Source organism: Variovorax sp. GW458-11-26-14-LB1, assembly GCF_059423965.1.
This window is the reverse complement of sequence record NZ_JBWKYW010000004.1, coordinates 23,511-42,445: the sequence shown is the minus strand read 5'-3', so window position 1 is coordinate 42,445 and position 18,935 is coordinate 23,511. Positions and strand designations below refer to the sequence as shown.

20 protein-coding genes are annotated in these 18,935 nt (G+C 69.7%); 10 read left to right on the top strand and 10 right to left on the bottom strand.

Translation table 11 applies throughout. The features are described from left to right. Positions 1-78 precede the first annotated feature (78 nt). From AC07YS_RS04145 to AC07YS_RS04135, 3 genes are all read left to right on the top strand, one after another. Complete coding sequence (locus AC07YS_RS04145) at positions 79-660, top strand: TetR/AcrR family transcriptional regulator (protein WP_495268200.1); 582 nt, start codon at positions 79-81, stop codon at positions 658-660. Between the two features lie 32 nt (positions 661-692). Next, complete coding sequence (locus tag AC07YS_RS04140; protein WP_070062186.1) at positions 693-1,586, top strand: LysR substrate-binding domain-containing protein; 894 nt, start codon at positions 693-695, stop codon at positions 1,584-1,586. A 137-nt stretch (positions 1,587-1,723) separates the two neighbouring features. Then, complete coding sequence (locus tag AC07YS_RS04135) at positions 1,724-2,881, top strand: alpha-hydroxy acid oxidase (protein ID WP_062478017.1); 1,158 nt, start codon at positions 1,724-1,726, stop codon at positions 2,879-2,881. Between the two features lie 36 nt (positions 2,882-2,917). On the opposite strand, the gene AC07YS_RS04130 is transcribed toward AC07YS_RS04135, so the two are convergent. Next, on the bottom strand, positions 2,918-3,358 hold the full coding sequence (locus tag AC07YS_RS04130; RefSeq protein WP_070062185.1) for a hypothetical protein: 441 nt from the start codon (positions 3,356-3,358) through the stop codon (positions 2,918-2,920). Positions 3,359-3,587: 229 nt separating this feature from the next. Here AC07YS_RS04130 and AC07YS_RS04125 point away from each other — a divergent pair, with 229 nt between their 5' ends. Beyond that, positions 3,588-3,935, top strand: coding sequence for a hypothetical protein (locus AC07YS_RS04125; protein ID WP_495268199.1), 348 nt, complete (start codon positions 3,588-3,590; stop codon positions 3,933-3,935). A gap of 24 nt (positions 3,936-3,959) precedes the next feature. On the opposite strand, the gene AC07YS_RS04120 is transcribed toward AC07YS_RS04125, so the two are convergent. The 3 genes from AC07YS_RS04120 to AC07YS_RS04110 are packed head-to-tail and all read right to left on the bottom strand — an operon-like array spanning position 3,960 to position 9,090. Next, the gene (locus tag AC07YS_RS04120) at positions 3,960-4,934 is read right to left on the bottom strand and encodes a tripartite tricarboxylate transporter substrate-binding protein (RefSeq protein WP_139702377.1); all 975 of its coding nucleotides are present in this window, start codon (positions 4,932-4,934) and stop codon (positions 3,960-3,962) included. 29 nt (positions 4,935-4,963) lie between these two features. Further along, positions 4,964-6,316, bottom strand: coding sequence for an alpha/beta hydrolase family protein (locus AC07YS_RS04115; protein WP_495268198.1), 1,353 nt, complete (start codon positions 6,314-6,316; stop codon positions 4,964-4,966). After that, positions 6,313-9,090 carry a tannase/feruloyl esterase family alpha/beta hydrolase gene (locus tag AC07YS_RS04110; protein WP_495268197.1) on the bottom strand — a complete coding sequence of 926 codons (2,778 nt, stop codon included), beginning with the start codon at positions 9,088-9,090 and terminating at the stop codon, positions 6,313-6,315. The genes AC07YS_RS04115 and AC07YS_RS04110 overlap by 4 nt, the downstream gene beginning before the upstream one ends. Positions 9,091-9,208: 118 nt before the next feature. On the opposite strand from AC07YS_RS04110, the gene AC07YS_RS04105 reads away from it, so the two are divergent. Beyond that, the gene (locus tag AC07YS_RS04105; RefSeq protein ID WP_495268196.1) at positions 9,209-10,135 is read left to right on the top strand and encodes a LysR family transcriptional regulator; all 927 of its coding nucleotides are present in this window, start codon (positions 9,209-9,211) and stop codon (positions 10,133-10,135) included. Beyond that, positions 10,132-11,124, top strand: a complete 993-nt coding sequence (locus AC07YS_RS04100) for a Bug family tripartite tricarboxylate transporter substrate binding protein (RefSeq protein WP_495268195.1) — start codon at positions 10,132-10,134, stop codon at positions 11,122-11,124. Before AC07YS_RS04105 ends, AC07YS_RS04100 begins: the two co-directional genes overlap by 4 nt. A gap of 3 nt (positions 11,125-11,127) precedes the next feature. On the opposite strand, the gene AC07YS_RS04095 is transcribed toward AC07YS_RS04100, so the two are convergent. Continuing rightward, complete coding sequence (locus tag AC07YS_RS04095; RefSeq protein ID WP_492738858.1) at positions 11,128-11,688, bottom strand: putative glycolipid-binding domain-containing protein; 561 nt, start codon at positions 11,686-11,688, stop codon at positions 11,128-11,130. An 87-nt stretch (positions 11,689-11,775) separates the two neighbouring features. Between AC07YS_RS04095 and AC07YS_RS04090 the strand changes: the two genes are divergently transcribed. Next, positions 11,776-12,369 carry a YiiX family permuted papain-like enzyme gene (locus AC07YS_RS04090; RefSeq protein ID WP_495273680.1) on the top strand — a complete coding sequence of 198 codons (594 nt, stop codon included), beginning with the start codon at positions 11,776-11,778 and terminating at the stop codon, positions 12,367-12,369. Positions 12,370-12,376: 7 nt separating this feature from the next. On the opposite strand, the gene AC07YS_RS04085 is transcribed toward AC07YS_RS04090, so the two are convergent. Next, positions 12,377-12,655 (bottom strand): contact-dependent growth inhibition system immunity protein, encoded by a 279-nt coding sequence (locus AC07YS_RS04085; RefSeq protein ID WP_159275572.1) that lies wholly within the window; start codon positions 12,653-12,655, stop codon positions 12,377-12,379. 20 nt (positions 12,656-12,675) lie between these two features. Further along, complete coding sequence (locus tag AC07YS_RS04080) at positions 12,676-13,527, bottom strand: RNase A-like domain-containing protein (RefSeq protein WP_495268193.1); 852 nt, start codon at positions 13,525-13,527, stop codon at positions 12,676-12,678. 169 nt (positions 13,528-13,696) lie between these two features. Between AC07YS_RS04080 and dinB the strand changes: the two genes are divergently transcribed. Continuing rightward, positions 13,697-14,881, top strand: coding sequence for a DNA polymerase IV (gene dinB, locus AC07YS_RS04075; RefSeq protein WP_159273409.1), 1,185 nt, complete (start codon positions 13,697-13,699; stop codon positions 14,879-14,881). Positions 14,882-14,892: 11 nt separating this feature from the next. Then, positions 14,893-15,576, top strand: coding sequence for a TIGR02117 family protein (locus AC07YS_RS04070; RefSeq protein WP_495268192.1), 684 nt, complete (start codon positions 14,893-14,895; stop codon positions 15,574-15,576). A 6-nt stretch (positions 15,577-15,582) separates the two neighbouring features. Here AC07YS_RS04070 and AC07YS_RS04065 read toward each other — a convergent pair whose 3' ends face one another. Then, positions 15,583-16,650 carry a purine-nucleoside phosphorylase gene (locus tag AC07YS_RS04065; protein WP_495268191.1) on the bottom strand — a complete coding sequence of 356 codons (1,068 nt, stop codon included), beginning with the start codon at positions 16,648-16,650 and terminating at the stop codon, positions 15,583-15,585. Between the two features lie 102 nt (positions 16,651-16,752). Between AC07YS_RS04065 and AC07YS_RS04060 the strand changes: the two genes are divergently transcribed. Beyond that, the gene (locus tag AC07YS_RS04060) at positions 16,753-17,910 is read left to right on the top strand and encodes a DNA topoisomerase IB (RefSeq protein ID WP_495268190.1); all 1,158 of its coding nucleotides are present in this window, start codon (positions 16,753-16,755) and stop codon (positions 17,908-17,910) included. On the opposite strand, the gene AC07YS_RS04055 is transcribed toward AC07YS_RS04060, so the two are convergent. Then, a complete protein-coding gene (locus tag AC07YS_RS04055; protein ID WP_159273136.1) occupies positions 17,856-18,536 on the bottom strand; it encodes a hypothetical protein in 681 nt (226 codons plus the stop codon). The two genes, AC07YS_RS04060 and AC07YS_RS04055, sit on opposite strands and share 55 nt — an antisense overlap. Positions 18,537-18,716: 180 nt before the next feature. Continuing rightward, a complete protein-coding gene (locus tag AC07YS_RS04050; protein WP_062477985.1) occupies positions 18,717-18,896 on the bottom strand; it encodes a DUF3606 domain-containing protein in 180 nt (59 codons plus the stop codon). Between the last annotated feature and the right edge of the window lie 39 nt (positions 18,897-18,935).

Below are 18,935 nucleotides of genomic sequence, written 5' to 3'. Positions count from 1 at the left end.
TCAGTCAAGAAATGAAGTGATGAAGGCCCGCAATGTGCCATGAGTAGACAGACCTGTCTACATGCCTACAATCGCCGCATGGACATCTCTGCACTGCCCGCGCGCGAGCGCATCCTGCTCACGGCGCACGAGCTCTTCTATGCCGACGGCATCCGCGCCACCGGCATCGACCGCGTGATCGCCGCGTCGGGCGTCACCAAGGTCACCTTCTACCGGCACTTCCCCTCGAAGGACGACCTGGTGCGCGCCTTTCTCGACCATCGGCATGGCGTGTGGATGGCCTGGTTCGTCGATGCGCTGGGCCGGCGCGACGCGCAGCAGCGCATCGCGCAGGGGCAGGCGCTGCCGGTGCTGGCCGACGTGATGGCCGAGTGGTTCGCCGACCCGCTGTTTCGGGGCTGTGCCTTCATCAACTCGGTGGTGGAAGTCGGCGCCAGCGTGGCCGGCGCCGCCGACATCGCGCGCGAGCACAAGCGCGAGATGGTCGAGGTGATCGCCGGCCTGCTGCCCGACGGCCCGCAGCGCATGGCTGTTGCACAAGCAGCCGCGCTCGGCGTCGACGGCGCCATCGTCAAGGCGCAGATGGGCGATGCGGCGCTGGCGCACGAAGCGGTCGACGACCTGCGGCGGCTGCTCGATGCGCTGGTCGCCCTTCGATAACATCGCATCGCTCACTCCGTCCCAAAAAACACATGGCATCGACGCGACTCCCCTCGACCCAGGGCCTGCAGGCCTTCGAGGCCGTCGCGCGGCTGCGCAGCGTGAACCTGGCGGCCGAAGAGCTCAGCGTGACGCCCAGCGCGGTGAGCCACCGCATCCGCCAGCTCGAGACGCAGCTCGAGCTCAAGCTCTTCACGGGCAACGACTTCGGCCTGAGCGCCGACGGCGTGGCCTACCTGGCGCGCGTGCGCGAGGCCATTGCGGCGCTGCAGCAGGTGCCGGGGCGCGAGCCCGCGTCGCAGGTGCGGCGGCTGCGCGTGGCCGTCACGCCCACCTTCTCGCGCCAGATGCTGCTGCCCCGCCTGGCCGAGTTCCGCGACGCCTACCCGACCATCGAGCTGATGCTGCAGGTGACCATGCCGGTGCGCAACTTCACAGCCGAAGACGCCGACATCGAGCTGCGCTTCGGCACCGGCCCGTTCCACGACCGCGAGTTCTGCCAGCTGCTGGCCGACGACGTCTCGCCGGTGTGCAGCCCGGCCTACCTGGAACGCCACGGGCCCTTCGAGCAGCACTTCTCGACCGACGCCGAGGTGGCGCGCGTGCAGATGCTGCGCACGCCGCTGGAGTCGTGGCGCATCTGGTTCAAGGCCTGCGGCATCGGCCTTCCCGAGCCGGCCGTGGGCCATCAGTTCAACGACCTGGGGCTCGCGCTCGATGCGGCCGCCGAAGACTTCGGGGTGGTGCTCATGCACCTGCGGCTGGGCCGCGCCTGGCTGGACAACGGCCGGCTGGTGCGCCTGTCGCCGCACAGCGCCCCCTCGCCCAACGCCTACTTCCTGTGCTGGCGTCCCGGCACCATGGAGCGCTGGGAATGCGCCACCTTCGTCGAATGGCTGCGCCAGGCGCTGCGCGAGCCGGGCTGAATAATTTTCAGCCGGGGTGTGGGCTTTTTTCAGGTCGCCGGCACGTTTCCCCTGCAGACTCGACCCCCGGCGCTGCCGTGGCCCACACAGGCCGCAGCCCGCCGCGCCCCCCATAACACCAGCCAGGAGACTCCCCCGTGCCCGACCTTTCCAAGATCACCTGCATCGAAGACCTGCGGGCGATCGCCCAGCGGCGCGTGCCGAAGATGTTCTACGACTACGCCGACTCCGGTGCCTGGACCGAGGGCACCTACCGCGCCAACGAGAGCGATTTTCAAAAGATCAAGCTGCGCCAGCGCGTGGCCGTGAACATGGAAGGCCGCTCCACCCGCACCACCATGATCGGCCAGGAGGTCGCCATGCCCGTGGCCATCGCGCCCACGGGCCTGACCGGCATGCAGCACGCCGACGGCGAAATCCTGGGTGCGCGCGCCGCCAAGGCCTTCGGCATTCCGTTCACGCTCTCGACCATGAGCATCTGCTCGCTGGAAGACATTGCCGAGAACACCGACCGCCACCCCTTCTGGTTCCAGCTGTACGTGATGAAGGACCGCGACTTCATCGAACGCCTGATCGACCGCGCCAAGGCCGCCAACGTGTCGGCGCTGCAGCTCACGCTCGACCTGCAGATCCTCGGCCAGCGCCACAAGGACATCAAGAACGGCCTGTCGACGCCGCCCAAGCCCACGATCAAGAACCTCATCAACCTGGCGACCAAGCCGCGCTGGTGCATGGGCATGCTGGGCACGAAGCGCCGCACCTTCGGCAACATCGCCGGCCACGCCAAGGGCGTGAAAGACCTGTCGTCGCTGTCGTCGTGGACCGCCGAGCAGTTCGACCCGGCCCTGAGCTGGGCGGACGTCGAATGGATCAAGAAGCGCTGGGGCGGCAAGCTGATTCTCAAGGGCATCATGGACGAGGAAGACGCGCGCCTGGCCGTGGCCAGCGGCGCCGACGCGCTCATCGTGTCGAACCACGGCGGCCGCCAGCTCGATGGTGCGCCCTCCTCCATCGCCGCGCTGCCGGCCATCGCCGACGCCGTGGGCAGCCAGATCGAGGTGTGGATGGACGGCGGCGTGCGCAGCGGCCAGGACGTGCTCAAGGCCCGCGCGCTCGGCGCACGCGGCACGCTGATCGGGCGCAGCTTCCTGTACGGCCTGGGTGCCTACGGCCAGGAAGGCGTGACGCGCGCGCTGCAGATCATCCACAAGGAACTGGACATCACGATGGCCTTCTGCGGTCGCACGCAGATCGACGATGTGAAGTCGGACATCCTGTTGCCGGGCACGTTCTGACGCGGTCTGGCAGGGCCACGCCCGACGGTTACCCGCTCACTTCGTGAACCGTCGGAACGGCGCGCTCAACAGGCAGCCCAGCCAGAGCGTCGCCAGCCCGTCCGATGCCTCGTCGTGCCAGCCGCTCTTGTCGTTCCAGAGCAGCATCCTGTCATCGATGCTCACGCTCCACCTGGCATCCGGCAGCACTTCGCGGCGAATCCGGTTGAGGCAGGCCACCCAGTGGCTGGCCCCCTTGTGCATGGCGAACGCCTTGTTGTCGGGGAGTTTCGTGGCGCCTTCCAGTACCTTTCCCCCGGTGAGTCCGGACGCCTCGTAGAGCGTGAAGGTCTCCCAGTTGAGGCCCTTACCTGAATGCGCATGGCGGTCGGCTTCGTCGACTTTGTCGAAGGCAGCCACGATCGCGTCCAGGCGCTGCGCTTCCTCGCGGGTCAGGGGACTGTCTCGTCTTGCGTCGTAGTAGATGCTGAAGCTCATGGAGCCGATTTCTGATGAACAGGATCGACGAGGGTAATGGCTCTGAGCTGCGCCCTGGTGCATTCGATGCGGTAGGGCTAACTCGTTCACGATCGGTTTGCGATTGCCACGGCAAGCAACCCACTTGCGTCACGGTCATTGCTGATTCCAGCGCGACCTGCTGCATGTGCATGAGACAGCTCTCCCTAAGATTTTGAGGAGGCCACAACGGTCCAACAGGGAGAGAAAAATGACAGCACAGAACTCACGCAGCACCGCGCGACGCGATTCGATGAATGCCGGCCTGCGGCTGGTGCTGAGCGTGCTGACGTGGGTCGTTTCGATCCCGGTCCTCAATGTCCTGCTCACCGGCCTGGCGCGACGCCAGGTCCTGACATTGACAGGAACCGGTGTAGCCCTCGTCACCTGCGCCCTGCTCTTGTGGGCTGGCTTGATCTACTGGTGGCAGGTTCCAGCCACCCCCAGCATCGCAAGACGCGTGACGTACTTCATTGCCTACGTCACCGTCATGGCGCTGCTGGGGCTGATCGGCGTATGGGCCGCCTTCTGGGCCACCGTTGCCATCCACGGGCTCTGAGCGCGATGCGCGCGGCCAACAACCTCAATCCGCGTACACCCCCGCCGCCTTGATGATCGGACTCCACTTCGCAATCTCCGCCGCCACGAACTTCTTGTGCCCCTCGGGCTCGATGCGGCCGTCGGTGGCGACCACGGCGCCCAGCGCTTCCTCGCGCTTGATGAAGTCGGCGTCCTTCAATGCCGCCTTCAGCGCATCGCTGATCTTCTTGAGTACCGGCGCGGGCGTGCCCTTGGGCGCGTACAGGCCGTGCCAGATCGTCACCTGGAAGTTCTTCAGGCCGGCCTCGTCGAGCGTGGGCAGGTCTTTCAAGAGCGGCGTGGTCAGGCGCTTGGGCGTGGTCACGGCGTAGGCCTTGACCTTCTTCGCTTCGATCTGCGGCGAGGTGTTGGTGCTCTGGTCGCACAGCAGATCGATCTGGCCGCCGATCAGGTCGGTGATGGCGGGTGCCGTGCCCTTGTAGGGCACGGGCGTCATCTCGGTCTTGGTGGCGCTCTGGTAGAGCAGGCCGCACAGGTGCGAGGCCGAGCCGATGCCCGCGTTGCCCAGGTTGATCTTGCCCTTGTTGGCGGCGATCCAGGCGGTCAGCTCCTTGTAGTTGGTGGCCGGCAGGCTGGGCTTGGCGATGAGCGTCATGGGCACATCGTTGACGATGCCCAGGTACTCGAAGTCGGTCTCGACCTTGAACGGCACGTTGCGCACCAGCGTCGGCACGGTCGCCATTGCGATGTGGTTGAGCAGCAGCGTGTAGCCGTCGGGGTTGGCGCGCGCGACCTTGGCCGCGCCGATGGAGCTGCCTGCGCCTGGCACGTTGTCGATGATGACGCTGGCGCCGCCCAGCGGCTTGCGCAGTGCCTCGGCGAGATCGCGCGCGACGCGGTCGGTCGGGCCGCCGGCTGCGAAGGGCACGACGATGGTCACGGGCTTGCCCGCGGGAAAGTCCTGCGCGTGGGCGCACACGGCAAGGGCCACCGCCGCAAGGGCGAACAGTTTTTTCATGGAGGTCTCCGTCAAGGTCAAAAAGAAGATCAGGGCGCGCGCGAAGGCACGCGGCTTTCGAGCGTCGGGGGTTGCCACTCGGGCTGGATGTGGCAGCCGTTCTTGCCGTCGGTGTCGTAGCGCGGCATGAGCGTCACGCAGCGCTGCGCCAGGCTCTGCGGCGTGGGCTTCTCGCCCTTGTCGATCCAGTCGAGCAGCGCGCCGAAGAGCGCGGGGTATTCCGAGTCGCTGAGGTAGCTGTGCTCGCGCTCGGCGCTGAAGCTCTGCACCAGGTGCCCGCCGGTGCCGGCCGCGTCACGGATGCGCCGGTAGGCGTTCTCGAGTTCGACGAAGGCCGTGGGGTCGTCGATGGCGTGCAGGCCGACGGTGGGCAGCGAGGTGCGGCCGGTGGGCTGGCTGTCGGCCGCGAGCGCGCCCTGGGCCTGCGGGTCGGCCGCATAGCGCAGCACGCCGGCGTTGAGCGCCGCGTCGTCGGTCGAGCCGCTGTAGACCACGCCGATGTTGCCGAAGGGATTGCGGCCCTGCAGACGCTGCTGCACGAGGTCCTGGAACAGCCACGTCGCCCAGTTGAGGTGGCCGACGAGCGAGCGTTCGGGGATCTTCACGACCGAGAGGATGGTCTTCAGCCGCGCCGCCTGCTCGGGCGTGCGCTGCGCGGCCGGTGTGCCGACGCCGGTGCAGTCCTTGACGCGCGCCGCGAGGTCCGCGCGCGTGAGCTTCGCGTCCATCGGCAGACCCATCCACAGCGGGTACTGGGGCTCGTCGGGCTTCGGATGGTTGCGGCAGACGTACTGGTACACCACGCGCAGGTCGAGCCGGAAGTCGTACGCACTGTTGCCGCCGCCGAGCACGCCGCTGGTGAGCAGCAGGCCGTCGTAGGGCGACTTCGCATCGCCCACGGGCGCATAGAGCTCTGCCGCCTTCGCCGCCACGCCCGCGCCGTAGCTCTGCCCGTGCAGCAGCGTGCGCTGGGGTGTGCCGAAGTGGCGCACGACGATCTGGCGCAGCCGCTCGGTGTCTTGCGCCGCCATCGTCACGCCGTAGCCGCCGCGCCGGTAGGTGGAGCCGGCCCAGGCATAGCCGGCCTTCACGGTGATGGCCCAGCGCTTCAAGTCTTCTTCGCTGCGCGCGAGCTTGGGCGCGCCGGTCTCGGGGCCGCCGTGCGCGTGCATCACGAGCACGCCGCGCTGCCAGTCTTTCGGAATGGCGATCCAGTAGAACGACCCCGCGCCGTCTTCACCGGTGTAGCAGCGTGCGGTGTCCGGCACGGGCGACGGGCAGGCCGTGGGCTTCGGCGCGGTGGCGGGTGCCGCGTGCGCGGACAGCAGCGGCGCGGCACCCAGCCAAGCGAAGGCGGCAAGTTGCGAGAGGTATTTTTTCAATGGCGTACTCCGAGGTCCAGCGTCGCGTTCGCTCCGTCGGTGGTGACGAAGGCCACGACGCCGCTGTTGAAGATGAGATGGCCCGGACGGCCGGCACCGGCCTGCACCACGCCGAGCACCGGCGTGTCGTAGCCCAGCGTGGTGGCCGCGCCGCCGAGGTTGAAGGCCGTGCCGACCACGGTGGCCTCGCGGCCCTCGCCCTTCACGCTGGCCATGGCATAGCTGCCGTCGGCCGCGCCGGGCATGAGGGTCTGCTGCACCGCGAGCAGGCGCAGGCCCGGCTGGATGACGGTGGCCGCGCCGCTGCTCGTGTCGCCCGCCGGCACGGCGGTGGCCACGCGCCGCAGGTACAGCGGTGTCGATACGCCGTTGACCAGCCCGATCACCACCGAGCCGGTGAGCGTGCCGCCCTCGGTCTCGGCGGTGCCGCTCGACGAGGTCGAGGTCGTGTACATGTCGAAGGCCCCGCGCGCCGTGCTGTAGCTGAGGTAGCCCTTCTCGGTGTTCTTGCAGGTCTGGTCGTAGGTCATGAAGCTGTTCGACGCCGGGCTGCGGCAGAACTGGAAGGTGCCCGCATTGCGCAGCCGCCCTGCCGACGAGAACGCCGCTGTGGTGCCCGCGCCGAGCTGTTCCACGCCGGCCGCATTGAAGATCAGCGAGACCGAGCGGAAGTCCGTCGACGGCGACACGTTCTGGAAGGTGTTCTGGAACGCCACCAGCGGCGAGAAGCCACTGCCGCTCGGCGGGTTCACGCCGCCCAGCAGCACGCCGCCGGCACCGAAGCTGAACACCGCCCCGCTCTCGCCGCTCGTGTAGCTGCAGCTGCCCTGCGACACGAGCGAGCCGGTGCGCTGCGTGCCGACCCGCGTGGGTTCGTGGCTCGCGTCGATGGTCACGGTGTAGGCCATGCTGGCCGGGTCGATCTGCACCTGCAGTTCCTCGCCGAAGCTGTTGCCGCCTTTGTAGCGCGTCGCGCTCGCCGGCAGGTTCGGGCAGGCGAGCGGGTCGCCGACCTCGGTCACGCAGCTGAAGTTGACGGCCGCATCGAGGCTGCCGCTGCCGCGGTACCTGGGCCACGACGGAAACTGGCACAGCGGGCGCGTGCGGCCGTAGCTGCCGGCCACGGCGTCCACCGCCACGGGCGTGGCGGGCGCGAGGCCGGCCTCGACCCAGCCTTCGAGCGCCGCGAGCGAGTCCCAGTTGGGAATGAAGCTGCCGGTGCCGTGGCCCATGCCGGGCACGGTGTAGAAGCGCACGTTCTGCGTGACCGCGGCCTGGCCCAGCGTGGCGACGAGCTGCTGGTAGTAGTCGATGGTCGAGTTGGGGCTGATCACCTCGTCGGCCAGGCCGTGCAACATGATCAGCTTGCCGCCGCGCGCGAAGAAGGGCGCAAGGTTCGGGTCGGTCGCGTCGGTGAGCTTCGACACTTCGGCCACGCGCGCCGCATACGTGCCGGGGTTCTGCGGATCGAAGGTGAGCGTGTTGAAACCGGCATCGCGCGTGACGAAGAACTTCACCCACTGGTCGCCCGTGACGTACATGTTGGCGTCGGCCGAGGTGGCGGGGTTTCCCGGCGCCTTGCGCGTGCCGAGGTCGCGCGTGGTGTACGGGCCGGCCACGAGCGCGCCTTCGAGCAGGTTGTAGCCGCCCGCGCGCTTCACGCCGTTGGCGAGCGAATAACTCGTGAACTCGAGCGGCGATTCGATGGCGTGCACCGTGTCGATCTGCGCGTCCGACAGGCAGGTGTCCGCCGTGTCGGCGCCGTTGGGGCAGCGCAGCGACGCGAGGATCTGCGTGTTGAGCTGGCGGCAACTCTCCACATTGCTCACGATGTTGTCGATCGCGCCGTCGAGCTTGTCGCAGGCCTGCATCGCGGCCTTCTGCACCAGCAGCGTCTCCGTGAGGTTGAGCCAGCCCTTGCCGCCGTCGTTGTACAGCGCGCGGCCCACCGCCACGTTCGACAGCCGCGTGCCGGTGTAGTTGAGCGCGGGCTCGTTGGCGATCACGCCGTCGTAGTCCTGCGGCCAGCGCTGGATGTAGCTCAGCGCGTCGCGCCCGCCGGTCGAGGTGCCGAGGAAGTAGGCGTGCCTGGGCTTCACTGCGTAGCGCGCGAACACCAGCGCCTGCGCCACGTCGCGCGTCTTCTTGAGCGACTGGCCGCCGTAGTTGGCCAGCTGCTCGTCGTTGGCCGCGAACTTGCCGTCGGTGATGCTGCTCGACTGGTGGCCCGAGTCGTCGCCGTAGGTGGCGTAGCCCAGCGCCAGCGGCGCGGGCTTGCCGGCGGGGCCGAAACGGATGACCTCGGTGCCGTCGATGAGCACGCCGTCGAAGCCGCCGCCGCCGAAGTGGATGGTCTTCTGGTTCCACTCTTCGGGCAGGTTGACCGCGAAGTGGATGAGCTGCGAGGCCGGGTCCACCGGCGCGATGGTGCCGCGCACGCGGCAGTAATCGCCCAGGGTGTTGCCCGCGTCGCCCGCGGCCACGGGCGTGGCGCTGGTGACGGTGGCGCCCTGCGTGGGCAGGCTGATCAGCGCGGCGGGCAGGCTCTTGCCGGCCAGGTCGGCGCAGGCCACGACGGGCAGCACGGGCGGGGGTACTGTGCCGGGCGGCTCCTCGGCCGGCGGGGTGCCGCCGCTGGCGGGCGGCACGGTCGGCAGGAAGAAGCCAGGGCTTCCTCCTCCCCCGCTGCCGCCACCACAGGCGGCCAGGACCAACGACGCGCCGATCAGCGCAACGACGACACGAAACTTCGAGGCAGGGCGCGGTGTGCGCATGGATTTGTCTCCGGCATACAGCCTCGGCGGGCTGCTTTGTGAAGGGGCGGCCGGACGATAGATTCCGTGTGACCTAGGGTCAAATAAAATAACAAGGCCTATTCAATACAAAAAACATATGGACATACGCGCCCTGAGGTACTTCGTGGCCGTGGCCGGCACCGGCCACATGACGCGCGCCGCCGAGCAGCTGGGCATCCAGCAGCCGCCGCTGAGCCTGCAGATCAAGGCGCTGGAGCGCGAGCTGGGCGTGCTGCTGTTCAAGCGCCATCCGCGCGGCGTGGCGCTCACCGACGCCGGCCGGCTGTTCCAGGCCGAGGCGCTGCGCATGCTGCAGGACATGGAGGCCATGAAACAGCGCATGGCGCGCGTGGCCCAGGGCCAGACCGGCACGCTGGCGGTCGGCTTCACCAGCTCGGCCGCCGCGCACCGCTTCATGCCCGAGGCGCTGCGCGCCTTTCGCCGCGCGCACCCCGGCGTGGAGCTGCAGCTGCGCGAAGACAACGCCGCCGAACTCACCGAGGCGCTGGCCGCGGGCCGGCTGCACTGCGGCCTGCTGCGCGTGCCGGTGGCGCGGCCCGAGGGGCTGGTGTTCGAAACGCTGCTGCGCGAGCCCGTGTGGGTCGCGATGCCGAGCGATCACCGCTTCGCGCCTGTCGCAAATGGCAAGAAGCCCGCGAAACCGCTGCCGCTGTCGAAACTCTGCGAAGAAGGCATCATCCTCGTGCGCCGTCCGGGCGCGCCCGGGCTCTATGCCGAGCTGCTCGCGCTGTGCCACGCGCAGGGCTTGCGCCCGCGCGTGGTGGCCGAAGTCGATCGCATGATGACCAACCTGAACCTCGTGGCCGCGGGCGTCGGCCTGTCGGTGGTGCCGACCTCGATGACCGGCGTGCACGCGCACGCCATCGCCTACACGCGGCTGGCCGATGGCGGCCAGCTCGACGCGCCGCTCACGCTGGTGTCGCGCGCCGACGAAGACAACCTGCCGGCGCGGCACTTCGCGGCGCTGCTGCGCGGGCTGGCCGAGGGGAACCCCGCCGCATGACCCTGCCGCTGCCGCGCCGCCATTTCCTGCAACGCATCGGCTTCGCGGCTGCGTGCGCATTGCCGCATCTGTCGCACGCCGCCTCGTCGCCCTGGCCCAGCCGCCCCGTGCGCCTGATCGTGGTCTATCCGCCGGGCGGCGTGAGCGACGGCATGGCGCGCGCGCTGGCCGAGCCGCTGGCGCAGTCGCTGGGCGTGCCGGTGCTCATCGAACACCGCGCCGGCGCCGGCGGCAGCCTGGGCATGGACGCGCTCGCACGCGCCACGCCCGACGGCCACACGCTGGCCTTTTCGGCCATCAGCCCGCTCACCCTGCACCCATTGCTCGCGCGCGCGCCCTACGACCCGCTGCGCGCCTTCGCGCCCGTGGCGAGCGTGATGCGCACGCCGGTGCTGGTCGTGGGCACGCCGGCCTTTGCGGGCCGCGGCTTTGCAGAGTTGATCGCGCTGGCGCGCCGCCAGCCCGGCGCGGTGCGCTGGGCCACCTCGGGCGTGGCCACCATCGGCCACATGGTGCTCGCGCAGGTGCGCCTGCAAAGCCGCACCGACATCACCCACATCCCCTACCAGGGCGGCGGCCCGCAGCTCAACGATGCGCTCGGCGGCCAGTTCGAGGTGCTGTCGACCAACGTCGCGGCGCAGCAGCTGCAGTACATCGAGGGCGGCCGGCTGCAGGCGCTGGCGGTCGGCGCGCCCGCACGCATCGAAGCCTTGCCGGCGGTGCCCACGCTCGCGGAACTGGGCTACGAGAAGGCGAACCGCGATTCGCTCTTCGGCATCTTCGCGCCGGCGCGCACGCCGGCGGCGGTGGTGCAGCGCCTCAATGGCGAGATCAACCGGCTGCTGCAAGGCGACCCGCTGCGCGCGCGCCTGCGCGAGGCCTACAACCTGCCGGCCGGCGGGAGCATCGAGGACTTCGCGCAGGAGATTGCGGCGGATCGGCGGCGCAACCGCGCGCTGGTGGCGGGGGCGCGGGCGCAGTTCGACTGACGGTCAGCCTTGTGCGGCCCACAGCCGCGGATAGTCGCTCACGAACCCATCCGCCGTGACGCCCAGCACCTCCGCGTAATCGAAGCGCTTGGCCTCGTACGCATACGTGCTGTCGCTGCGCCGCTCATAGCGCTGCATCAGCTCGCTGAGCCCGCCGTCTTCGATGTCGACCCAGGCCGCCGGCGCGTCGGCGCTTTCGCCGGGGGCGAGGTTCAGGCGGCGCAGTTGCAGCAGGTTGGTGGCGGGGGTGAAGCCCAGGTCGAGGTCGACGCAGTGCGACATGTCGGACACGGCTTCGTCGTTGAGCTTCCAGTGGCCGCGCGCGTCGCGCGTGATCGACAGGTCGATGGCCGACTCGCCGAGCCAGCCGCGCACGGTGCCCCATTGCGTGTGCCAGAGCAGGTCGCAGCGCACGCGGTAGTGCAGCTGGGCGATGCGTCCGCCCTCGGTGCGGAACACCGCCGCGCCGTCGAGCTGCCAGGCCGAGGCGTTGCGTTCGAGGCGGCAGGCATCGTGGCCCGGTGCATCGAGCCTGCGCCAGAGGATGGAGGCGACGGTTTGCATATGGCGCGGATCATGGCACCGGCATGCCGCGGGGCGCAAGCGGCATCCCGCAAAATGCCCTGCATGTCGAAAGCCCTTTCCGCGTCGTTGTCTGCCCTTTTCACCCTCCTGACAGCCGGCGCAGGCCATGCGGCCACCGCACTGAAGGACGGCGACATCATCTTCCACACCTCGCGCTCGGCGCAAAGCCTGGCCGTGCAGCGCGCCACGGGTTCGCGCTACAGCCACATGGGCATCGTGCTGCTGCGGGAGGGCAAACCCTACGTGTTCGAGGCGGTCTCGACGGTGCGCTACACGCCGCTGGCGCAGTGGACGGCGCGCGGCAACGGCGGGCGCTACGTGGTGAAGCGGCTGCGCGATGCCGACACGCGGCTCACGCCCGGCGCCGTGGCGCGCCTGCATGCGCGCAGCTCGGACTTCGCGGGCCGCCCGTACGACCTGACCTTCGAATGGTCGGATTCGCGCATCTACTGCTCGGAACTGGTGTGGAAGCTCTACGACCGCGCACTGGGCGTGCGCATCGGCGAGCTGCAGAAGATCCGCAGCTTCAACCTCGCCGACCCGGCCGTGCGCGCCAAGATGCGCGAGCGCTACGGCGACGCCGTGCCCATGGACGAGCCGGTGATTTCGCCCGTGGCGATGTTCGACTCGCCGCTGCTGGTGACGGTCGAATCGCGCTGACGACCCGCTACTGCACCGCCGCCAGCACGCTGTCGAGAAACTGTTTCGCCGGCGTGCCGAAATCTTCAGGGATGTAGTCGCGCGAGAAGTCGCGTGCAAACGCCGCTTCGAGGTCGTCGTGCGAACCGAGGTAGTCGGCGATCTCGGCGCGCAGCGCGGCCAGTTCGGCCTCGGTGCTCGACTCGCGGTACGAGGCCATGATCTCGGCGCCGGTTTCGCCGAAGAGGATGTCGGCGTCCTGGCCGAAATAGACCTTGGTGAGGTGGTCGATCAGTTCGAATCGCATCGTGGGGTCGTGAGGAAAAATCAGAACGGATGGGCGGTGAGGATGTAGAACGGCTTGCCGTTGTACGTGCGCATGTTCAGCGTCACGCGCACCTTGGTGAGCTGGCTCACGGCGGTGCTGCCGCGCTGCACGCCGATGCCGACCACGGTGCCGATGTCGTGCTCGAAGGCCACGGGCTTGGAGCCCACCGCCGCGGAGCGCGACCACGCGCGAATGGCCCGTGCATTGGCGCGCACGGTCTGGCTGATGGCCGACTCGGCGGTGGCCAGGTCGAAGAACGACGACGAGCGCTGCAGGCTGGGCTTCTTCGCGAAGCGGTCGAGCAGCTCTTGCGCCGACTTGCCCACGTGCTCGCGGATGGTGTGGCCGCCGGCCTTCGAACCCGCAATGCCCTCGTGCTCGATGAGCCGCACGGGCTCGAGCTTGAAGCGGCTCGCGCGCACCGCGATGACGCGCGATGCGGCCAGCCCGCCGGCCACGAAGAGCGGCACCGCCACGTCGACAGCGAGCCCCACCTGCGTGCCGGTTTCGGGCGAGGCGCCCAGCGCCTGCGCGGTGGCATCGGCCGTGAGTGCGGTGGCAGTGCGCTGCGTCTGGCCGGTCCAGATCTGGCGCGCGGCCGTGGCGGTGACGTCGCTGCCGTGCGCGCCCAACACCACACAGCCGACCTTGCTGGCCATGGTGGGCTCGGGCGCGACGCACAGCACGCCGGCGCCGACCAGTTCGATCACGCCGCCGATCAGCGCCGCCGTGCCCCAGAGCCGGTTGCTGAGGCTGGCCGACTCGGGCACGTCTTCGCCGCCGAGCACCGCCGCCATCTGCACCGGCGTCAGCGCGACCGACAGGCCGCCTTCCACCTCGTCGTCACCCATCGTGCATTCCTTTCCGTTCGCCACCTGCGTGGGGATTGAAATTCCGCCGCATTCTTGCACGCGACACCGGGGCGGGCGAACATGCCCGGAGAGCGAGACAATTGTCACCGTGAGTTTCCAGCCCGCGCCGCCCCCGGCCCCTCCGATCCGCCGCATTGCCCACCTCGACATGGACGCGTTCTACGCGTCCGTCGAGTTGCTGCGCTACCCGCAGCTCAAGGGACTGCCGGTGGTCATCGGCGGCGGCCGGCGCCGCGTCGACGAGGCGATCCGCGAACTGCCCGAGGGCGCCACGCTGGCCGACATTCCGATCGAGGCCTTTCCGCGCCTGAAGGACTACACGGGGCGCGGCGTGATCACCACCGCCACCTACCCCGCGCGGCAGTTCGGCATCGGCTCGGCCATGGGGCTCATGAAGGCCGCCAAGCTGTGCCCGCAGGCGCTGATTCTGCCGGTCGATTTCGACGAGTACCGGCGCTTCTCGCGCACCTTCAAGCAGGTGATCCTGGACATTGCACCGCTCATGGAAGACCGCGGCGTGGACGAGGTGTACATCGACTTCACCGACGTGCCCGGCGGCCAGCGCGACGGCGGGCGCTCGCTGGCGCGGCTGATCCAGAAATCGATCTTCGACGCCACGGGCCTCACGTGCTCGATCGGCGTGGCGCCCAACAAGCTCATCGCCAAGATGGCCAGCGAGTTCGAGAAGCCCAACGGCATCTCGGTGGTCTACGAGCACGACCTCGAAAGCCGCATCTGGCCCCTGCCCTGCCGCAAGGTGAACGGCATCGGGCCGAAGGCCGACGAGAAGCTCAAGCGCTTCGGCATCGAGACCGTGGGCCAGCTGGCGGCGCGCGAGCGCGGCTGGCTCATCGACACCTTCGGCAAGGCCACCGGCGCGTGGATGCACGAGGTGGCCTGGGGCCGCGACAACCGCCCCGTGGTGACCGAGAGCGAGCCCGTGTCGATGAGCCGCGAGACCACCTTCGAGCGCGACCTGCACGCCGTGCGCGACCGCGCCGAGCTGGGCGCGATCTTCACGCACCTGTGCGAGAAGCTGGCCGAAGACCTGCAGCGCAAGGGCTACGTGGGCAAGACCATCGGCATCAAGCTGCGCTACGACGACTTCAAGATCGCCACGCGCGACCAGACCATCGACCGCTTCACCGACGATGGCAAGACCATCCGCCAGGTCGGCGGCCAGTGCCTCAAGCGCGTGCCGCTGGAGCGGCCGCTGCGCCTCTTGGGCGTGCGCGTGGGCGCGCTGGCCAAGGCCGGCAGCCCCGAGGCGCTGGCGCCTGCTGGCAACGCCCGCAGCGCGGCGCCGGTGGCGACCACGGCCTCGCTCTTCTGACCGACCGCCCGATGATCCGACGCTGGCTGCTGCGCATTGCATTCACACTGCTGGGGCTGCTGCTCGCGATAACGTTGTACGTGGCCGTGGCCTGCGCGCTGGTCTTCCTGCCGGCCAACGCGAAACCGCCGGCCGCGCCTGCGACCGTCGAGGCCTGGGTGCTGAGCAACGGCGTGCACACCGACCTGGTGTTTCCGGTCCGCTCGGCCACCATCGACTGGTTGCAGCTCTTTCCACTGTCCGACTTCAAGGCACCGCCGCCCGATGCCGAGTTCGTCGCCATCGGCTGGGGCGACCGCGAGTTCTACCTGCACACGCCGACCTGGGGCGACCTGACGGCCGCGCGCGCCTTCGGGGCGCTGTCGGGTGGCAATCGCTCGCTGCTGCACGTGACCTACCTGCAGCGCGCGCAGTTGCGGCGCGGGGCCTACAAGCTGCCGCTCTCGCAGCCGCAGTACGCGCAGCTCGTGGCCCATGTGCGCGCCACGCTGCCTTCAGGCCGTGCGACGCCGATCGCGGGCGCGCACTACGCGAGCGACGATGCCTTCTACGAAGCCCAGGGCAGCTACCACCTGTTCGAGACCTGCAACACCTGGACCGGCCGCGGCCTGCGCCAGGCCGGCGTCACGGTGAGCCGCTGGACGCCCTTCGACTTCAACGTGACGTGGCACCTGCAGCCCGTGCTGCAGCCCTGACGATCTTCAGGGCTTGGGCACGCCCGCCGACCACGCAGGCCAGTTCTTCACGATGTGGTCGACCACGCGCGTGCCCACCAGCGCGATGTTCTCCACCGTCTCGGCAAAGCCGCCCGCCGTCTCGCCCGGTGCCGGGTCCAGGTGCTGCAGCGTGCTTTCCTTCGGGTGGCCCTGGTCGAAGTTGACCGCGCCGCGCAGGCTCATCACGCGGTCGGTGCCGTGGGTGCGCTTGATCACAAGGGTGATGGCGGCGGCTTCCATTTCGGTGATCACGTAGTCGTCGGCGCCGTAGAGCTTGGCGATGTACTGCGCCTGCTTCGACATGCCGGGGCCGTGGAAGAAGGTGTCGCCCGTCATGTGCGTGCCGGTGCCCACGAAGGGGGCGCGGCGCGCGGCGGCGTCGGGGTAGCGCAGGCGGTACTTGCGCGCCGATTCCGCGTCCTTGAGCGGCGTGTCGGCCGACAGCTTCATGGCCCAGCCGACAAGGTCGGGGTTGAGCTTGAAGCGGCGGTACTCCTCGTAGCCCTTGCGCGGCATGAAGGTGGGTTCGCCGGGCTTGTTCTCTTCGGGCGCCCAGCGGTGGCCGAGGTCGTAGTCGACCAGCCAGGTGGCCCAGCTCACCTCGCCGATGGTGCCGCGCTGGGGCGGCGTGCCGGCCACGCCGGAGATCACGTAGTAGGCCTGCGAGAAGTCGAACTTCGGGTTCAGCAGGATGGCCTGCATCGACGACGACGAGTTGACCTTGCCCATGCCCAGCACCGCGCCGCACACGCCGTCGGCGTTGCAGTACACGGGCTGCAGCGCGCCGGGCACGGCCACGGGCGTCGCGCCCTTCCAGTAGCGCTCGTACCAGTGCTGGAACTCGCCGGCGCGGTCGCCGGTGTTCTGGCCGATCTCGAACATGGCGGCCACGAACACCTTCACCTTGACGGGGGCGCCGGTGGGGGCGGCGGCAGCAGCGCGCGTGTCGGCCGTGGGCGAGGTGGAGGCACAGGCCGTGGCGAGCAGCACGGCGCCGCACAGCGCCAGGCCGCGGCTGCCCAGGGAGAAGCGACGGGAGTTCAGGAAGGACATGGGTGGAATCCGAAGAGAAGGAAGGAAAGGAAAGCGCGCCTCGGCAACAGCGTGCGGCGTCCTACACCGCACGATTGTCGATGCTGGCACAAGCGCGATGTCATGCCTTCGATGCAAACCCCATGCCGGCCCGCACCGGCTGCCACCTCAGCGCTGGCCGGCGGGCTGGTCTACGTGAACCCCGGCATGCCGGGCATCCGCCGGCTGAAGTGGGGCGACGGCTTTCGCTACCGCGACGCGCACGGCCGCTGGCTGCGCGACGCCGACGCGCTCGCGCGCATCCGCAGCCTGGCCATTCCGCCGGCCTACACCGAGGTGTGGATCTGCCCGCTGCCGCAAGGCCACCTGCAGGCCACGGGGCTGGACGCGCGCGGCCGCACGCAGTACCGCTACCACCCCGACTGGCGCACGCTGCAGGACGGCACCAAGTTCGAGCGCCTCGCGGCCTTCGGGCGCGCCCTGCCCCGTTTGCGCGCCCGCGTGGCGCGCGACCTGCGCGCCGGCACCCGCACACCCGGTCGCGCACAGGTGATCGCCACGCTGGTGCGCTTGCTCGACACCACGCTGCTGCGCGTGGGCAACGAGGCCTACGCCAGCAGCAACGGCTCGTTCGGCCTCACCACGCTGCGCAACCGCCACGCGGCGGTGCAGGGCTCGGCGCTGCGGCTGCGCTTTCGCGGCAAGAGCGGCGTGACGCACGAGGCCCGCATCGACGACCCGCGCGTGGCCCGCGTGGTGCGCCAGTGCCAGCAGCTGCCGGGGCAGGCGCTGTTCCAGTACACGGACGAAGCGGGCGAAGTGCGCGGCGTGTCGTCCAACGACGTGAACGACTACATCGCCGACGCCACCGACACAGGCGAAGGCGAAGGCGAGCGCTTCACCGCCAAGGACTTCCGCACCTGGCACGGCACGGTGCAGGCGCTGGAACTCACGCGGCGGGCCTGTGCCTGGGAGGGCGAGCGCCGGCCCGGCGCCAGGGACATCCTCGCGGCCGTGGCGCGGCAGCTCGGCAACACGCCGGCGGTCTGCAAGAAGGCCTACGTGCACCCGGCCGTGCTGGCGCTGGGCGAGGCGCTGGCGCGCGAGGACGACACGGCGGCGACGGGCACCTTGCTGGAGAAGATCGCGGCCCGTGCCGCCACGGCCGGCCCGGCGCGCGGCCTGGTCGCAGCGGAGCGGCGATTGCTCGCCTTCCTGCGGACGCCTCAGCCCGCGGCGAGGGCGAAGCGCACGGTGTCGGCGTCGAGCAGCACGGCGTAGCCGAGGTCTTCGGCCAGGTTCTGCAGCGCCACGGTGTCGATGGCCAGCGCGCGCGGTGCACGGTGGGCGTCGAGCACCGCGTTCGCGCCGCCGGCCTCGCGCACCCGGGCGTGCAGGCGCAGCGCGTCGGTACCGTCGGGCTCGATGCGGATGGTGCCGGCCTCGTCCACGCCGTCGTGCAGGTAGCCCAGCGCGCCCAGGAACAGGTAGCGCAGCGCGGCGGCATTGGGCCAGCGCGGCTCGTCGTCCTGCGGGGTGGCGAGCGCCTCGTCGACCTCGAGCGCCACGCCGTGCAGGTCGAAGGCCGAGCGCATCAGCGTCATGCACTGCGCCACCAGTGCGCTGCGCGTGATGCCGTCGTCGGTGGTGGCCAGTTCCCAGTCGCGCAGCGAGCGGATCGCGGCCACCAGCTCGGACACCTGGCTGTCGATGAGGTTCACCCGCTCCTCGCAGGCCGCGGGGTCGACGGGGTCGGCCGCCACCTGGCGCTTGAGCATCAGCACCGCCATGCGGATCACCGAGACGGGCGCCGTCATGTCGTGCCGCAGCGCCGGCAGGGCGCGCGTGAGCAGCTCATGGCGCACGCCGGCCGCAATCCAGCTGCGGGCGCTGGGAGACGACTTCATCGCGGCGCAGCGGCCCGCAAGGGCGCGCGGCCCGTGGGACGAGAGGCGGCAGGGAGCACGGTCAAGGCAGGATTCCTGAAGGCGGGAACAAGGCCACGAGTATCGGCCCCGCTCCGCGCCGCGGCTGTAGGAGCCTGCCTACGCGCGCCCTGCCCGCCGGGCCGCACCTGCAGCGCGCGCTCAGGGTTTGCCGAGGTAGGTGCGCACGTCCTTCACCTCGACCCCGGCGGCCGCGACGGCCGAGCGCAGCTGCGCCTCGGTCACGCCCAGCGTCTGGGTCCAGTAGCGAACCTCGTGGAGTTCGTTGACATTGATGCGGGCCGCATCCTGCGGTCCGCGCTTGCTCAGGTCATCGGCCATGGCGTGGATTCCTTGTTGAAGGCCCCCACGATGCGGCCT

What these genes read in the sequence shown, in the direction of transcription:
- AC07YS_RS04145 (WP_495268200.1), top strand. Translation starts at nt 79, where the DNA reads ATGGACATCTCTGCACTGCCCGCGCGCGAGCGCATCCTGCTCACGGCG.
- AC07YS_RS04140 (WP_070062186.1), top strand. Translation starts at nt 693, where the DNA reads ATGGCATCGACGCGACTCCCCTCGACCCAGGGCCTGCAGGCCTTCGAG.
- AC07YS_RS04130 (WP_070062185.1), bottom strand. Translation starts at nt 3,358, where the DNA reads ATGAGCTTCAGCATCTACTACGACGCAAGACGAGACAGTCCCCTGACC.
- AC07YS_RS04125 (WP_495268199.1), top strand. Translation starts at nt 3,588, where the DNA reads ATGACAGCACAGAACTCACGCAGCACCGCGCGACGCGATTCGATGAAT.
- AC07YS_RS04120 (WP_139702377.1), bottom strand. Translation starts at nt 4,934, where the DNA reads ATGAAAAAACTGTTCGCCCTTGCGGCGGTGGCCCTTGCCGTGTGCGCC.
- AC07YS_RS04110 (WP_495268197.1), bottom strand. Translation starts at nt 9,090, where the DNA reads ATGCGCACACCGCGCCCTGCCTCGAAGTTTCGTGTCGTCGTTGCGCTG.
- AC07YS_RS04105 (WP_495268196.1), top strand. Translation starts at nt 9,209, where the DNA reads ATGGACATACGCGCCCTGAGGTACTTCGTGGCCGTGGCCGGCACCGGC.
- AC07YS_RS04100 (WP_495268195.1), top strand. Translation starts at nt 10,132, where the DNA reads ATGACCCTGCCGCTGCCGCGCCGCCATTTCCTGCAACGCATCGGCTTC.
- AC07YS_RS04095 (WP_492738858.1), bottom strand. Translation starts at nt 11,688, where the DNA reads ATGCAAACCGTCGCCTCCATCCTCTGGCGCAGGCTCGATGCACCGGGC.
- AC07YS_RS04085 (WP_159275572.1), bottom strand. Translation starts at nt 12,655, where the DNA reads ATGCGATTCGAACTGATCGACCACCTCACCAAGGTCTATTTCGGCCAG.
- AC07YS_RS04080 (WP_495268193.1), bottom strand. Translation starts at nt 13,527, where the DNA reads ATGGGTGACGACGAGGTGGAAGGCGGCCTGTCGGTCGCGCTGACGCCG.
- dinB (WP_159273409.1), top strand. Translation starts at nt 13,697, where the DNA reads ATGGACGCGTTCTACGCGTCCGTCGAGTTGCTGCGCTACCCGCAGCTC.
- AC07YS_RS04070 (WP_495268192.1), top strand. Translation starts at nt 14,893, where the DNA reads ATGATCCGACGCTGGCTGCTGCGCATTGCATTCACACTGCTGGGGCTG.
- AC07YS_RS04065 (WP_495268191.1), bottom strand. Translation starts at nt 16,650, where the DNA reads ATGTCCTTCCTGAACTCCCGTCGCTTCTCCCTGGGCAGCCGCGGCCTG.
- AC07YS_RS04060 (WP_495268190.1), top strand. Translation starts at nt 16,753, where the DNA reads ATGCCTTCGATGCAAACCCCATGCCGGCCCGCACCGGCTGCCACCTCA.
- AC07YS_RS04055 (WP_159273136.1), bottom strand. Translation starts at nt 18,536, where the DNA reads ATGAAGTCGTCTCCCAGCGCCCGCAGCTGGATTGCGGCCGGCGTGCGC.
- AC07YS_RS04050 (WP_062477985.1), bottom strand. Translation starts at nt 18,896, where the DNA reads ATGGCCGATGACCTGAGCAAGCGCGGACCGCAGGATGCGGCCCGCATC.